11 protein-coding genes are annotated in these 15,640 nt (G+C 31.3%); all 11 read left to right on the top strand.

All coding sequences use genetic code 11. The features are described 5' to 3' along the window. The first annotated feature begins 203 nt into the window (after positions 1–203). The 11 genes from B3P23_RS16105 (at position 204) to B3P23_RS16055 (ending at position 15,609) form a co-directional block, all read left to right on the top strand. A complete protein-coding gene (locus B3P23_RS16105) occupies positions 204–2,108 on the top strand; it encodes a S41 family peptidase (protein ID WP_293928033.1) in 1,905 nt (634 codons plus the stop codon). 47 nt (positions 2,109–2,155) lie between these two features. Further along, positions 2,156–2,323 (top strand): hypothetical protein, encoded by a 168-nt coding sequence (locus B3P23_RS16100; protein ID WP_293928030.1) that lies wholly within the window; start codon positions 2,156–2,158, stop codon positions 2,321–2,323. A gap of 117 nt (positions 2,324–2,440) precedes the next feature. Then, on the top strand, positions 2,441–3,856 hold the full coding sequence (locus B3P23_RS16095) for a radical SAM/SPASM domain-containing protein (RefSeq protein WP_293928028.1): 1,416 nt from the start codon (positions 2,441–2,443) through the stop codon (positions 3,854–3,856). Between the two features lie 26 nt (positions 3,857–3,882). Beyond that, positions 3,883–4,551 (top strand): S8 family serine peptidase, encoded by a 669-nt coding sequence (locus B3P23_RS16090; RefSeq protein ID WP_293928025.1) that lies wholly within the window; start codon positions 3,883–3,885, stop codon positions 4,549–4,551. Positions 4,552–4,553: 2 nt separating this feature from the next. Further along, the gene (locus B3P23_RS16085) at positions 4,554–6,974 is read left to right on the top strand and encodes an outer membrane beta-barrel family protein (RefSeq protein ID WP_293928022.1); all 2,421 of its coding nucleotides are present in this window, start codon (positions 4,554–4,556) and stop codon (positions 6,972–6,974) included. 18 nt (positions 6,975–6,992) lie between these two features. After that, the gene (locus tag B3P23_RS16080; protein ID WP_293928019.1) at positions 6,993–8,147 is read left to right on the top strand and encodes a hypothetical protein; all 1,155 of its coding nucleotides are present in this window, start codon (positions 6,993–6,995) and stop codon (positions 8,145–8,147) included. Further along, a complete protein-coding gene (locus B3P23_RS16075) occupies positions 8,144–9,919 on the top strand; it encodes an ABC transporter ATP-binding protein (protein ID WP_293928016.1) in 1,776 nt (591 codons plus the stop codon). Before B3P23_RS16080 ends, B3P23_RS16075 begins: the two co-directional genes overlap by 4 nt. Next, positions 9,916–12,291, top strand: a complete 2,376-nt coding sequence (locus tag B3P23_RS16070; RefSeq protein WP_293928014.1) for a hypothetical protein — start codon at positions 9,916–9,918, stop codon at positions 12,289–12,291. Before B3P23_RS16075 ends, B3P23_RS16070 begins: the two co-directional genes overlap by 4 nt. Before the next feature lie 25 nt (positions 12,292–12,316). After that, positions 12,317–13,036 carry a glycosyltransferase gene (locus B3P23_RS16065; RefSeq protein WP_293928011.1) on the top strand — a complete coding sequence of 240 codons (720 nt, stop codon included), beginning with the start codon at positions 12,317–12,319 and terminating at the stop codon, positions 13,034–13,036. Positions 13,037–14,153: 1,117 nt separating this feature from the next. Further along, a complete protein-coding gene (locus B3P23_RS16060) occupies positions 14,154–14,423 on the top strand; it encodes a helix-turn-helix transcriptional regulator (RefSeq protein ID WP_293928008.1) in 270 nt (89 codons plus the stop codon). A gap of 586 nt (positions 14,424–15,009) precedes the next feature. Further along, entirely contained in the window at positions 15,010–15,609 is a 600-nt protein-coding gene (locus B3P23_RS16055) for a hypothetical protein (protein WP_293928005.1), read from the top strand. The last annotated feature ends 31 nt before the right edge of the window (positions 15,610–15,640 follow it).

The raw sequence follows: 15,640 nt of genomic DNA, 5'->3' as shown, positions 1-15,640 counted from the left end.
CCCTTAGTGTTTTTCTGCACTATTTTTAAACGGGCTCTTAGATTTTAAACCTTGAAAAAGCCAATTTCGTCGATTTTATCTTTTATCTCTGTCTAAGTTATTTATATTTATTTCAGTGGTTACAAAAAGCTACAATTTAATCAATAATCATAAACCAATAAATGAATCTTAGGAACATAAACATTAGAATTATTAGGCATGTAATGTGCTTTTATTTAATACTTGTTCTTCAAAGTGCAAAATGTCAATGGAATATCTTTCATTATGAAAATATAAAATTAGACTCTCAGTCAATTATTCCCAACAATGCAGAATCAATAGATGGTTATTTATTCTTCGATACATCGTTTGATTTTAAAGCAAAAGTGCAGAGGAGAGCTTTTAATCCTTTAGTAGATGGGAATAAAGTGTGGTTTAAAGTTCTTTCAGATGAAAAGCAGCCATTAAAAAAAACATTATATTTTAATCTCTACACAGATAACTTATCTGGGATTTTAGTGCGTATCTATGAAAATGAAAATAATTATGCTGAATCATATGTTCATTTTAATAGCGAAGGTTATCAATTGCCTTTCGAAATCGCTTTAAAAAATATAAAAAAAGATGTTGATTCATTGTTATTATTTGCTAAAAATAGAAAGGAACCCAAATTCCCATTATTTGCATGCTATCCTATAGTGAAAGATAAAACCAAAGGAAGTAAGTTGCTGGTGGGTGAAGCCAATATTTATCAAAAAAAAGAGACTAAAAAACCAAGCGAGGCTAATTGGTTCTATGAGATTACTGGAAAAAATGAAAATAAAATTACGAACCAACCAATTACAGATATAGGTGATAATTTTCCTTTAGTCAGTTATGGTGATTTTGTAAATTATCGAGGTGGCGATTTTAATTTTCAATTCGAAAATTTGGAAAGCGATAGTTTAATAATCCAACTAAGTACCCTCGAATTATTAAAAAATATTTTTTTAAAATATCCATATTATAATAAGCCTTATTTATCAAAAAACAAAACAATAACTGAAATCGAGAATATCATAAAGTCAGATTTATCTTTCCAATCTAAAATTCATTTTTTGAAAGAAATAGCGGATAATTTTCACGATGCACATTTTTATTTAAGAATTATTACTTCCAAAACTCAGAATATTACTACTCCATTAATTTTAAAAAAGATAGGGAACCGGATTCAAGTAGTTGGACTTAGAGATACTTCTTTAAATTCAAATATCTCATTAGGGGATCGAATTTTTTCCATTAATAATAATGATCCAGAAATGTTGGTAAACAAATTATCGAGTAACTATTTTGGCAAAGACGAACAAAGAAATGAACTTGCTGTATCTCATCTTGTTGAAAGAGAAATTGGGGCATCAGTAGATAATATTGTTTTTGAAAAATCAGATGGTACTAAATATAGGACTGAAATAAAATATAACAAAAAATTTCCTGCACCTAAAAGGTTTATTCCTGAGCATTTTGGATTTAAAAAGTTAAAAAATAACTGGTCTTATTTAAAAATGAATAAATGGGACCGAGGTGATTGGATAAGGTTCTTCAATCTCAAAGATACTTTAAAAGAAAAAGAGGGGATTGTTTTTGACTTAAGAGGTAATCCTGGTGGCTTTGAAACAGAGGTAATAAAAATAGCATCCAGTTTTGTAAATTCTCCTATGCTCTATTCATCCCATATTTATGGCAATGTTGATAATGAACAGGTTTTTCATTCTATAATAAAACCTAATGAGTTTCTAGACTTGTCAAAATTAAGGGTCATAATCTTGGTTGATAATAGAACTGCATGTGCAGCGGAAGCATTTACCCTATTTTTAAAAGAAGCAACTGGAGCAATAATAATTGGTAGTTCTGATACAGCTGGAGCATATTCAACGGTATACAATTTCAACCTACCTTATGATTTAGTTGTATCAGCTAACATTTTAAGCAAAACTTCTTTTTTAGAGGAGCAAAGAATTATAGAAAATCACAGTATCCAACCTGACATCAAAGTTAAAATTGATAATTACCAGGATTTATATGGGTATGAAGACAAAGTCCTTCAGGAGGCATTAAAGATGATTGATCGATCAATGAGTAATATTAATTAATTTTTAAACTTTTAAATTTCAAAAGAATGAACACTGAAAAGAAAATCATGAACACTCTTGTAGGTTCTAATCAAGACGAATCATCCGTAAAAGTGGAAGGCTATTGCGGAAAAAATTATGGTTCATCATCTGAAACTGTAACTTGTGGTGGAAACTATTCAAGCAGTAGTTCAAGTACGTCTAGTGCATCAGATGGACTTGATATCCTAATTTAAAACAATTTTGGTCCACTACCAGGGAATCTATAGTGGACCTAACTTTTTACACATCTTTTAAACGGCCAGAAAGATACGAAGGTTATTCAATTTTCTCGAAATCAAAATAATCAAATTATGTTACCAAACCTAAAGCTCAGTTATTACAATCATTTTATTCCACATAAAGAAAGAGGTATATATATAATTTATAATTCATTTACCAATTCAATGATCGAAATAGATTTTGAACTAGGCCATACTATTTCCAAGCTCAATAGTATGGAAGTTCATTACCTAGATATTGACGTCATAGATATTTTGAAGGACAATGGAATGATAGTTTCTTCAAATATTGATGAATTTGTCGAGATGAAAAATAGGGCCAATCACTCTCGTCGAGAATTAACAGATTCCTCAACCTTCTTTCTTTGTATTTCTCCAACGAACAGTTGTAACATGAAATGTCCTTATTGCTTTCAAGGAGACAAAAGTGCTAAATTAAGAGATTCTAAATATTTGGATTCTGAAAATATTGAGAATTTAAAAAATCTACTTCATAAAGCTGTTTATTCTCCTCATTCTACTCCAATTACGAAGGTTCTGGTCGAATGGTTTGGTGGAGAACCTCTTTTAAGAAAAAACTCCATAAGGGAATTTTCAGAATATGCAATTGAACTATGTAAACAAAATAACATTGAATATTCTGCCAGCATAATAACCAATGCTGCCTTATTGGATGAGAAAACATGGGACTTATTATATGATTGTAAAGTGGAAAAAGTTCAAGTGACGATCGATGGGGAAAAAGATAAGCATAATCAGGTAAGATTTTATGCCAATGGTAAAGGATCTTATGAAGATATTATGAATAATTTGAAAATTATGCCTAAAGATAAATTTAAGCTTGTTCTTCGAATTAATGGAGATAGATTAGTATTTCAGGACATCCCAAAATTATTTGAAGATCTCGAAAATAGAGAAATATGGCCCCAAAGAAATAGTGAGATCAGTTTCCATTGGGCTCCAAAATTTTTCAACTTTTTAGGTGATAATCAGCAAAAAGATATCTATTTTACTAGTTATGATTATCAAAAATCAAGACAAGATTTCGAGTATATTAGAGTGAATCACTATAATAATTGGGCTAAACAAAATGGAAAGATTGATAAAAAGTTACATTTTGCGTATCCAAGTTTAGCAAATTTTTATTGCGTTACTGTAGAAAGTCGTAATTCACTTTCTATTGACGATGGTGGTTACATTCATAAATGCTATAATACAGTAAACAGTAAAAATAAAAGAATTGAACATATAAGTGATTTTGACGGAACCAATCCCAATTTGGATTCTTATAAAAAATTCGATAAAACTGTTCAAGCTGATTGCAGAACTTGTAAAGTCCTCCCAATTTGCGAGGAAGACTGCAACATGCGATTTATAAGTAACGCAGAAAGTAAAATTTGTACAGCATGGAAATATTTTATGGATGAAAGAATGAAAGCAATATATGATCAGAGCTTTGCGAATTCACTGGAATCTGAAATTTCATAAAATATCTTGTAACTATTAAATTTAACATGATCAAAATAGGTATTATAGATAGCGGAATAGAACCAAATTACATGAGCCAATTAAATAATGTTAGCGCACTCAAATTAAGTAAAGATAATTTGGGACAGATTTTAATAGATCATGTTGATATATCCGATAAAAATGGCCATGGGAATGTATGTTTTCAACTTATAAGTTCAGTAGTTCCAGAAGCTAACTATTTAATAATTAAAGTATTTGAAGAGAGATTGGTCACTGAGCTTGATATTCTTGAGACTGCTATTAGGATATGTATTAATGATAAGGTTGATATTATTAATATAAGTGCCGGTTTAACTTCGGAAACAATTCCTCATTCATTAAAAATGATCTGTGATGAGGCATTTCGTAAAGGAATTCTAATTGTGGCAGCTAAAAATAATGAAGGCTCGAGGTCTTACCCTGCAAATTATGAAAAAGTACTGAGCGTTGAATTGGAAAATGATAATATTACAGCTAGTTATGGTGTGAAAAATTCAAAAAAAAACGATTTATTTATTTCAGGAAATTATCTTTCAAAAGAATGTAAAACTATTTGTACAAGTTTTGCTTGTGCAAAAATGACTGGAATTATTAGTAAACTCTTAATAAACAAGGGAAGACTTAGTTTAGGGAATTTGAATAAAGAATTAATTATAAATGGTTCAAATAATTAAAAATGAATAAAACCAAAATCTTAATATTATTGATAGCCATTTTCGCATCGTCTTCTCTAATTGCCCAAACAGGGAAGACGATTTCTGGCCACGTAAAGGATGAAGTGAAAAAAAATATTTCACAAGTTACCATTGTACTTCGATCTGCAAAAGATTCTTCTTTAGTGAAAGGGACGATTTCACATGAAGATGGATCCTTTATATTCGAAAATGTTGATCAGATGGATTATATTTTGCAATTTTCCCATTTAAATTATATTACAATATATAAAAATATTTCGCTAAATAGAAGCTTGATTATCAATGATGTTGTGCTTGATCATAAAAAAAATATTAAATTAGGTGAAGTTAAAGTTAAAAGTAGGAAACCATTATTAATAAGGTCAACTGATAAATTAACCTTGAATATAGAAGGGAGTATTTACGAAAAGGGAGAAAATGGTCTTAGACTCTTCAATATAATTCCAGGTGTCAATGCTACAGGGAAAGAAATAAAATTTCGTGGTACGGAAGGAGTTACGGTATATGTAGACAATAGAAGACTGCTTTTGTCTGGTGACCAGCTCATAACTTATCTCCAAAACATCCCTTCCGAATCTATAAAATCATATGAATTGAAAGCAGTACCAGGGGCAGAACATGATGCCCAAAATGCTGGTGTTATAATTAACATTGAACTGAAATCTGAATATAAATTTGGCCTATCAGGAAACATAAATACCGGTTACTGGTATAATGGATATAATAATGGAAATGCTTCGGTTTTGTTAAATTATAGAATAGATAAATGGACGCTCCAAGCTGGAGGTAATTATCGAAATTCACCAGCATTCTATGAAGATGATATTATTCAGCAAGTAAAGAACTCTAATTTAAATAGTTTACAGAAAGAAAAATTTGTAGAAAAATTCAACACCTATGGATATAATTTCGGAATTGATTACCGACTTACTGAAAACCAGACAGTGGGTGCAAATTATACAATGTTCGCAAATCCTGGTGATAGAGATAATACAACGAATACCGTTACTAATTTTCTGAAGGTTAATAGTCCATCTTTAGTAGATTCTTCACAAATTAGTAATAAAAGAGATAATTTTTATTATAAAAGTCAAATGTCTAATATATTTTACAGAAATAAATTGGATAGCCTTGGCAGTAAACTGGATGTGGGATATAGCTACGTTAAATATAATCTGGACAATCCTTCAACTGTTGAGACAAGCTTCTATAATGAAGATCAAATAGAGAGAGAGAAAAGAGATAGCTTATATACCTATAATAAAGGAAATTCGCAGGCTCATGTTATTAATATAGATCTTGAAAAAAATCTTAAAAATTCTTTTAGTTTTAATGTAGGAGGCAAGTATTCGATTTCAAAGACTAAATATCTTATGGAATATAGACAAGGGCTCTCTTCTATTTCTCCGTTGGACTCACAAATGTCTAATGATTTTACCTATAATGAAAAAATATTAGCGTTTTATACAACGATATCAAAATCGTTAAAAAACTGGCAATTTAAAGTAGGCGTACGGGCTGAAAAGACAGATTATGATGGTAATTCATCCTCAGGCGATCAAAAAATTTCAAGAAACAGATGGGATTGGTTCCCTTCAGCTTATATAAATAGAAAACTTGGAGAGAATCATTCTTTTACTGTTTCGTATGGTAGGAGGATAAATAGACCTGGGTTTAGACAATTGAACCCATTTACCTTTTATAATAGTGCAAACAATATTCAGGAAGGAAACCCTAATTTGTCACCGTATTTCAGTAACAATATTCAATTAGAATATCTATTAAAAAGCAAATATTCTTTTACTTTTGGCTTCCAAAATACACAAAATGGCATTGTCACTAGGATAAACAATATAGATGAACTTGTTATTTCAAGAGATGAAAATATAAGTGATAATCATAATTTTTTCTTATCGGCATATATCCCTATTAAAATTACAAAATGGTGGGAATTCAATATAAATACAACATTGAGGAACACACAGATAGATGTTGCTTCTTCGCCTGAGGTTCATCGCTCAAAATTCTCTCAAAATCTATGGGCAACAAACAGGATCAATTTACCAAATAAATACTTTTTGGAAATTTCAGGGTTTTATAATAGAAATGGTTTCTATGACTTTTATGATGCCCATAATATTGGAAAAATAGATATTTATGTCAAAAAAAGCTTTTTCAAAGATAAATTAACTACTCGTCTTGAAATAGGAGATCCATTTCACATGTTTAAACCTGGTCAGGATATCATTACGCCTACTCTTGTTAGGAATGTATATAGAAATAAAATAGATTTTAGTAGATATGTAGGTGTTTGGTTCAACTACAGTTTTTCAACTGGTAAGAAATCTACAAATAGAGAGTATATCGATGCCGGTGGCAATGAAGTTAGAGGACGATTGTAAAATTTAATTAAATTAAGATTGAAAAATAATGTTAAAGAGCGTGCAGGCGGCTTTGGAATTGATGGTATTAGGCATTCGGGAGCTTTTCTGACAGAAATTGAAGTCGAAAAATTAAAGGAGAGTTGGAAAAATTATGTCAAGTTTGATATTCCATCTTTTCCAGAAAACTTCTCTGGAAAAGGAATTGTGATATGTGGCGGTGGAATCCGATATTTTACCTGCGCATGGGTAAATATCAATTTATTGAGAAAAAATGGTTGCGAATTACCAATCGAATTATGGTATACCAATGGGGAGCTTAATCAAGAAATAATTGACTTGTTAAAAGAGCTCAATGTAGATTGTAAAAATACCATTCATTATTCTAAGCAGGAATTCGAGAATTATACAATAAAATCATTTGCAATAATAAATAGTTCCTTTCGTGAAGTTTTATTTTTGGATGCAGACAATAATAGTATGACTGATCCGACTTTTTTGTTTGATAATGAATCATATTTGAAAACTGGAACTCTATTTTGGCCAGACTTTTGGAAAACTTCTTCAGAGAATGCTATTTGGAAAATATTCGAATGTAACGATTTTGACGAATTTGAACAGGAGAGTGGCCAGCTCTTAATTGACAAAGAAAAGTGTTGGTCAGAGTTAAATTTATGTAATTATCTAAATCAAAATAAAGATGTTTATTATAAATTATTATTGGGAGATAAAGATACCTTCAGATTCGCATGGAAAGCTCTTAAAAAGACTTATTCAATGATACGAACAGGTGTTGGACATTGTGGTTACTCAGATCATGCTAATCCAAAATTTAGTTCCGCAATAGCAATGGTTCAGCATGCTCCGAGTGGTGACGTGTTATTTATACACCAAAATTTAGTTAAATGGGATATAATAAAAACTGATGAACTTTTATGGCAATCCATAAAAAGGTTTAATAATGGCTCTACCAACAATGTATTTGTGCAAAAGGATGTACTATTACCCGATGGGAGCAAAGGCATAGTCTTTGACATTGATGGGGATATATCAACTGTTAATTGTGATCAAACAATTAAAAATAACGAAAAATTCTGCCTTTCATGTCTAGAAAATCTTAGGAATTCCGCTTTTTACCATCGTTTTATTCTTCATCTTTATTTGTCCCGGTCAAGAAACGAGGTTTGGATATGAGCAAGTTTAATAACTTCATAGAATTAAAGCCATATTATATTTTTCTAAAGAAATATTGGCTATTTGAATTTTTAATGCTGATGCTGATTATTTTAGGTACGGCGTGTAGTTTAGCAATGCCATATGTACTTGGTAAAGTCATCGACATAGTAATTCCATCCTCAAATAAAGACTTGCTGATAAAATTGATATTAATTATCATTTTTATTAATCTTATTAGATCGTTTGTAGGGTGGAGCTCTGATTATCTTAATACATGGCTCTCTGGTAGGATAATCACCGATATAAAGAGCTGTCTATTCTCTAATCTGTTATACATGCCTTATGAATTTTTTGAAAAAAATAAAACTGGAGAAATTATTCAGGTTGTAAGTGATGAAGTTGATAAGATACAACATTTCTTGACTTCCAGTATCATTAGATTTTTAAATAACGGTTTTACTATAGTAAGTCTCATCTCAATGCTTTGTTATCTTAATTATAAATTGTTTTTTATTACACTTATAGTTCTGCCTCCTGTTATATACTTGAATATCATAATTAGTCGAAAAGTAAGGGGATACGTAATGGATACCGGGATTCAGGAAGGTAATCTAAATAATTTCTATTTCGAGAGAATAAGGAATATTAGTACTGTAAAACTATTTAATACTTATATAGCTGAATATGAAAGCTTCGTTGGGAAACTTAGAGGTTTATTTAGTTTATATTTAAAAAACTCAATAATGACAGGAATTGGAAATAATGTATCTTTTTTTCTTATCTCTCTCTCTCCTCTCTTGATTCTATTAACAGGTGGTTTTCATGTAATGGATGGAATAATGTCAATCGGGGCATTAGTCTCCTTTATTCAATACAGTAATAGATTGATCGCGCCCACAAATGATTTCTTAGGCCTTTACATTGACTTTATTAAGGCACATGAGTCAGCAAAAAGAATATCACCTTATATTAATGCGGATTTTGGAGCTGATTTGGATCAAAATCTGACTAATGAATCATTTGCTGTAGAAAAACTCAAGTGTGTCAATTTAAGTTTTAGAACAAGCGATAAGCTGATTATAAATAATGTGAATTTTGAATTTACCAAAGGGAGTTTCTATGGAATCTTAGGGCTAAATGGTGCAGGTAAAAGTACATTGGGTAAACTTCTATCTCAATTATATAAACCTTCCTCAGGATTCATTGAAATAAATGACAACGATATATTGGATAAGTTAAATGAGAGTATATGGAGTAAACATATAGTTGTAATCAGCCAACATTCGGCAGTATTTAATGAGAGTATCAGAGACAATTTGAAATATGCTGATTCGAATGCAAATGATGAAAAATTATGGGATAGTCTTGAAAAAGTAGGTTTAAGGGATTATATTAATTCACTACCTCTAAAACTCTCGACTCTAATTGGGGATGGAGAAAACTCAGCCAATCCTTCTGGGGGCCAATTGCAGCGCCTTGCTTTGGCGCGTATATTTCTAAAATCTGATGCTCAAGTTATTCTATTAGATGAAGCCTGTTCAGCAATGGACAAGATAAGTATTGGAAAAATTCTATTAAATATTCGTACTACTTTTCCAGATAGAATTATTATAAGTATAACACATAATTTGGAAGACACTTCTCTATTCGACTATCTTCTTTTTATGGAAGAAGGAACTTTAGTTGAGTACGGAAAACCAGGAGAATTATTAGCGAATAATGGAAAATATGCGGGTCTATTCAAGATCCAAAAAGAAAAAATTTTGAAAATTGACAGCTTGAAGTTATGATACAAAAAAAAAATATTCTAATCCTGTGTGATTCTCATGATCTTATTAGACATGAAAACTATAATTATTTATTGCTAAAACAGCTATATACATATGTTTACCTTCTGAAAATACAGGATACGCTTGATGAGCTGAATATTCACATAAATAATAGATCAAAATTTACTTTTGGTATATTTTTTAAAGAAGGATCTTACATGGATATTTATTTGGACAAATATTTGAAAGCTGAAAAATGGGATCAAATCGATTTTTCGAAATATCATTTAATCGTATGTCTTCCAGAGTATCAGAAACTTCTACTTCCTATTCATTTAGATCTCCAACTATTAAATTCATCAATAGAATTCTATAGTTTTAGGGAATTACAATTTCCTGAAGAAAAAATATTTGAGTCTGCCAGTTCCATTTTCAAGGATGGATCTTGCTTCGCAATTTCAAAAGATATCAACCTAGATCAAAAACTCACTTCTTTTAAAGGCAAATTCGATCAGTCTTTAAAAAAGCTTTCAATAAGTAAACTTGAAAGGAATATTGGCTATCAGATGAATTTATTTGTTAAAAACAAGTCTTTTGCAAAATTAGAGAATTTAAAAAAAATTATCATCTTAGACGATTTTCAAAGGCCTTTTTTTATTGGAGATTCAGTGTATTGGTTTGCAAAACTTAGAAAGTTATGTTTCCATTTCGCAGATCATACTGAAATCACTATTAATATAATAAATAAAATTTCTTATAAAAATGTCAACGAGATATTTTTAAGGTCTCTCCCTCTCAATGTGCATATTACAAATAAGGATTGGAATACGATTAATTTTTCTCAATATGATTTAATTTTATGTAATAATGATATACAAAGTAAATTTCATTGGTATCTAGATGAACTGCCTTGCAATCACCAGCAAAATATTCCATCCTTCACTTTCTCAGTGAAGGATGAAAGAAAAGTTTCGACTTCACCAACACTGGACTTTTACAGCATACTTAATAAACTAGGTTACACCAAGCAATTATTACAGGCTGATCACCTATATGACCAACAAAAATTTATTGGACTACCAATCCATGATGATGAATCATTTTGGGCGGAAGCATGGTTTAAGGAGAATGGAATATCAAAAGATAATAAAATTATTATTATCTTTCATGGTGCCTCAGCAAAGAATAAAACACTGGAAGACATAGAATTAGTGAAATTACTTGTTTTGTTGAATGTAGGTGATTCAAATATTAAAATATTACTTCTCACATATAAAATTGACGAACAACACGAAGAGTTAAGGACTTCCATTTGCAATAATCCTAACTTTAATCATGTGATCATTGGAGACTCCTTAAAAATCAGAGATTTAATGAGCTTATTAATTCAACCCAATATTGAATTAATTTTAGGTCCTTGTACAGGTCATATGCATCTGGCCGATGGTATTTATACGCATCTATTGGAAGTTAACGAAAAAACAAAAAATGATATACCAATAATACTAACATATGCGGGCAAACAGGATCCAGAGCGAAATTATCATCCTTATAATTGGTGGAAACATTCGAAAATTGTAGATTGCTGCGTTGGAATGATCAATACCGAGAGTTTATCATATCTGACTAATCATCATAATTGTCCAAAAGATTTACATGCTTTCAATGAGTCATCAATTTTTGCAAAGGACATCAAGGCACAAACTCTTTTAAATTTTATTAGGCATAATTATCCGAATAAAATGAGCTTTATAAAGGATAATCCGGCCCCTCTGGATAAGGTAGAAATACCTACTTATATTATAAATCTTAAGTCAAGGCTAGAGCGGAGAAAATATATTTTGGAGCAATTTAATGGCAAGAAAATATTTAATGTGAGAGTTTTTGAAGCTATTGAACATGAAAATGGAAGGATTGGACTTTGGAAAACAATTACCAAAATTATTCATGAAGCTTCAAAATTAAACTATGACTTTGTATTATTATGCGAGGATGATCATGAGTTTACAGAACAATTCTCTGAAGAAAAACTACTAACATGTATTGAAGAAGCTACGTTGTTAAATGCAGATATTTTGCTTGGAGGAATTTGTTCTTATAAAAATTGTAAGCGTATAAGCCCAAATTTGATTTCCGTGAATGAATTTGCATGTACGCAGTTTACCATTGTATTTAAAAAAATGTATAAAAAGATTCTGGATGCACAATTCACTGACCTAGACTGTGCAGATTTCAAGTTATCTGAATTAACACACAAAAAGTATATAATATTTCCGTTTATTTCCATTCAACGTGATTTTGGTTATTCAGATGTTAGTACTGGTTATTATGAAAATAAGATGGAGATATATTTTGGAGAAACTTCTCGCTTAATAAATTTGGAACTCAAATAAATAGTTTATCTAAATATAGTTGGTTATGCATAACAAAATCCAAAGTCTCTGGATAGGTAACAATCTTTCAAATAATGAAACTTTATGTCTAAAATCCTATTTAGCACATAATAAAAACTTTTATCTATATACTTATGAACAAATCCAAAACGTGCCTACTGGAGTGACCATATTAGATGCAAATTCTATCATTAAAGAGAGTGAAGTTTTTAAAGATAGCGCAGGATCCTATGCTTCTTTTGCGGATTGGTTCAGGGCAAAAATGTTATATATTAATGGCGGATGGTGGGTAGATATGGATTCCGTTTGTTTACAAAAATTTGATTTTACACAGGATTATTGTATCTCGTCTGAGCGTTCACGTATCAGTGGACAACAAAATATCAATAATGGATTCTTAAAATTTCCAGCTGGAGATAAGGTCATCGAAAGATTATTATTAAATATCGAGAGGAGAATATCGGAGAATGAAATCATTGAATGGGGGACATTGGGTATATTCCTATTTAACAGGATTATTAACTTATATCCGGAACTATTTCAATATATAGCCAAACCAGAGGTGTTTTGTCCATTAGATCATTTTGATTTGTCGTCATTGATATGTAAATCTGAAGTCGAGTTTACCAGGGAAACTTATACTGTTCATTTATGGAATGAGATTTGGAAAAGAGGTGAACTCTCGAAAAATTGTACCTATCATCCCGAAAGTGTTTATGAAAGACTCAAAGAAAAATATCTATAGTGTATTAAAACCTAGTAATTATTTAGGTGTGTTACAATATTTGAAAATAGGTGCAAAAAAATAGGGGTATCTAGAATTCAGTTAATGTAAGGTTCTTTGAAGTGACAAAAGAATAAGTTACTTTTGAGACCTGAACTCTGCAATCCTGCTGCCAAAAATTCTGCAACTTAACTACCAAAAGTTCTGATGGAATATTTACCTGGTATAAGCATTGACATCTCGTTTTAACTAGATGTCAATGCTGCATGGTACTTAATAATTTCCCGCAGTTGCAACTGGCGTACTATTATGGATAATCCAAGAATATCAGCGACATTTTAACCTCGAAACCATTTTTCAACATATTAATAGTTGATTCTTTTTTCTCAGTAGTTTTTCAGCTCTTGCTGTAAAGCGTTCTTTTAAACGCACTTGTTGTAAATCTTTATTTGTCTTTCTTGTTTTTTTACGATTTCTGGTACATGAAAAAGCTCATAATCTAAGAATTATTTTAAAACCATTGTAGAGCATGTGAAACGGATTCTGATGTATATATATATATTGATTATTAGTGTCTTATCGTTAATAACCCTCATTTCATTGACTAACTTCTCCTAAACATCTATTTAATATTATTTTCAAAATACACCTATGCTATTTAAGAGCATGAAGTGCCTAGATTTTCTGTTTATAGAATAAAAAATCCCTCATTTTATATGCTATATAATTTAGTAAAACATGACAGAGAGATTTTTTGAGAAAGGATAAGTCGTTGTGAAGATCGTAGGGTAGACTTCGTATTACGGTATTTTTCTCGGCAAGCTATATTGTCGCACGATTGTGACGGACACAGGGAGCTTCGGTATCATAGTTTTATATTGGTTTAAGTAGGTAATTTACTTAAAAAAACTCATATTCAGTTGATTATGAGTGTTTCTTTGTAGTTGCAAAGATGCTAGGATAGGATTACTGAGCTGATCGTGTGTAAGTATAATTAAAACTGGAGATCGTTTTATTGTTATAGGATAAGTCCGCCTAAGTTATATCGCTTCATGGTTACCATGAGGCATGGTCAAACTTGTCCCTATGCCAGGTATACAATTAGCTACTTATGCAAGGACTTAAACTTATGATTTCCATGATCAAGGAAATCTTTGATACTATAATCTCAATCAAAAATCTTTTACAACAAACAGTCCACTTGATTAAAGAGGTAACGGAATACTTCTTAGAAATAAAAGCAACTTTGGACTATCAAGATTTCAAGCAATCTGAACCAATCTTAGATAAATATGATGCAATGAATAAGTTGCATATCAGTCGGTCTACCTACTACCGCTATGTTAAAATTGGTCTTTTAATTCCCCGTAAAATAGGTGGGAAAATTACTATTTTGAATCAGATCTGAAAGATGCACTCATACATAGAGATGCCAAAGGATGTCCGTAATCTGATATGCTAGACTTTTGCGCTTACGTTTGTAGTGATGCAGGTGTCTCAAGTTCAATACGATAACACAGTTGCCGTACAATCGCGTTGTCATGTTCCACTTGATGCTAGTGAAGTGAAACATGATTATACGCTAGTTGCCTTTGATGTTAATCAAGGGCAACCTGTTGCTTATCAACTAATATAAAAATGTCTTTTGGTTGAACATGATACACATCAGGCTAGTCAAGTTGGGCGTCATATGCAATTTGAGTGTAAAGTTGAACATAAAGTTTCTCGTTCTCTTGTGGAGTAGCATTAATAGGAACAAACGTATAAGCAACTTGGCATTGATATGTTGCGAAATCAATTGAAATATATGCAAAATTGGGATGCCTATTATCTCATTCTGTGTCAATTTATATCATACCGTATAAAGTTGTGTCATTATTTGATTTCCCCTTATACCCGATAGTATGTTTTTATCGTTGCATCTGGTTCGCGAGCAGAAAGTAACATGATTTTAACTATAAATTTTACTTAAAAGTACCTAAAGAAGAAAAAAAATGGCAACAAAAACAAAAGCCCTCATCGGATTTAGAAGAATGAAAGACGATGAATTGATGGTATTGACTAGAACAGTTATTGGTGCAATGACTGGTAATGCTAAATTTCTTGTACCTTTTCCTGCCTTGGATGATGTCGCAGAACTATTGGATGATTTTACGACTAAGCTTACAGCAGCACGGAAGCGAGGTTCGCCAGAAGATACAGCACTTAAAGATGAAAGTAAAGTGCCTTTGGCAGAAGCATTACAACAATTGGGGTATTATGTTAATGGTATTGCTAAAGGACATTTATCAACCTTATTGAGTTCTGGTTTCCCAACAGCAGCACCTGCTACAGGAAGTATTGTTCCTGCTATGGTTGAGGAGGTAAGAATATCTGATGGTAGGCAGTCTGGTCAAGTTCGCCTGGATTTTACAAACCAAATTAGGATGCGCCTTTATGAATATACTTTTCGAAAATTAATGGTTCCTGAGGCTGAATGGAGTGATCGCCTGACGACGACCTCTTCTAAAGGCAATATCATTGTACCGCTTGAAATGGGACTATTCTATGAGTTTAAGGTGCGTGCTCTTAATAACAAAGGTGCTGGAGATTGAAGTCAATCAGCTAGTATCTTGGTGCGCTAAG

The sequence above is a fragment of the Sphingobacterium sp. UBA6320 genome, from assembly GCF_002440335.1.
In the GTDB taxonomy this organism is placed as follows: Bacteria; Bacteroidota; Bacteroidia; order Sphingobacteriales; family Sphingobacteriaceae; genus Sphingobacterium.
The sequence above is the reverse complement of the archived record's forward strand: the minus strand, read 5'-3'. Positions and strand labels throughout refer to the sequence as shown.

Coding starts and splice junctions, on each gene's coding strand:
- B3P23_RS16105 (WP_293928033.1), top strand. CDS start 204: ATGTGCTTTTATTTAATACTTGTTCTTCAAAGTGCAAAATGTCAATGG.
- B3P23_RS16100 (WP_293928030.1), top strand. CDS start 2,156: ATGAACACTCTTGTAGGTTCTAATCAAGACGAATCATCCGTAAAAGTG.
- B3P23_RS16095 (WP_293928028.1), top strand. CDS start 2,441: ATGTTACCAAACCTAAAGCTCAGTTATTACAATCATTTTATTCCACAT.
- B3P23_RS16090 (WP_293928025.1), top strand. CDS start 3,883: ATGATCAAAATAGGTATTATAGATAGCGGAATAGAACCAAATTACATG.
- B3P23_RS16085 (WP_293928022.1), top strand. CDS start 4,554: ATGAATAAAACCAAAATCTTAATATTATTGATAGCCATTTTCGCATCG.
- B3P23_RS16075 (WP_293928016.1), top strand. CDS start 8,144: ATGAGCAAGTTTAATAACTTCATAGAATTAAAGCCATATTATATTTTT.
- B3P23_RS16070 (WP_293928014.1), top strand. CDS start 9,916: ATGATACAAAAAAAAAATATTCTAATCCTGTGTGATTCTCATGATCTT.
- B3P23_RS16065 (WP_293928011.1), top strand. CDS start 12,317: ATGCATAACAAAATCCAAAGTCTCTGGATAGGTAACAATCTTTCAAAT.
- B3P23_RS16060 (WP_293928008.1), top strand. CDS start 14,154: ATGATCAAGGAAATCTTTGATACTATAATCTCAATCAAAAATCTTTTA.
- B3P23_RS16055 (WP_293928005.1), top strand. CDS start 15,010: ATGGCAACAAAAACAAAAGCCCTCATCGGATTTAGAAGAATGAAAGAC.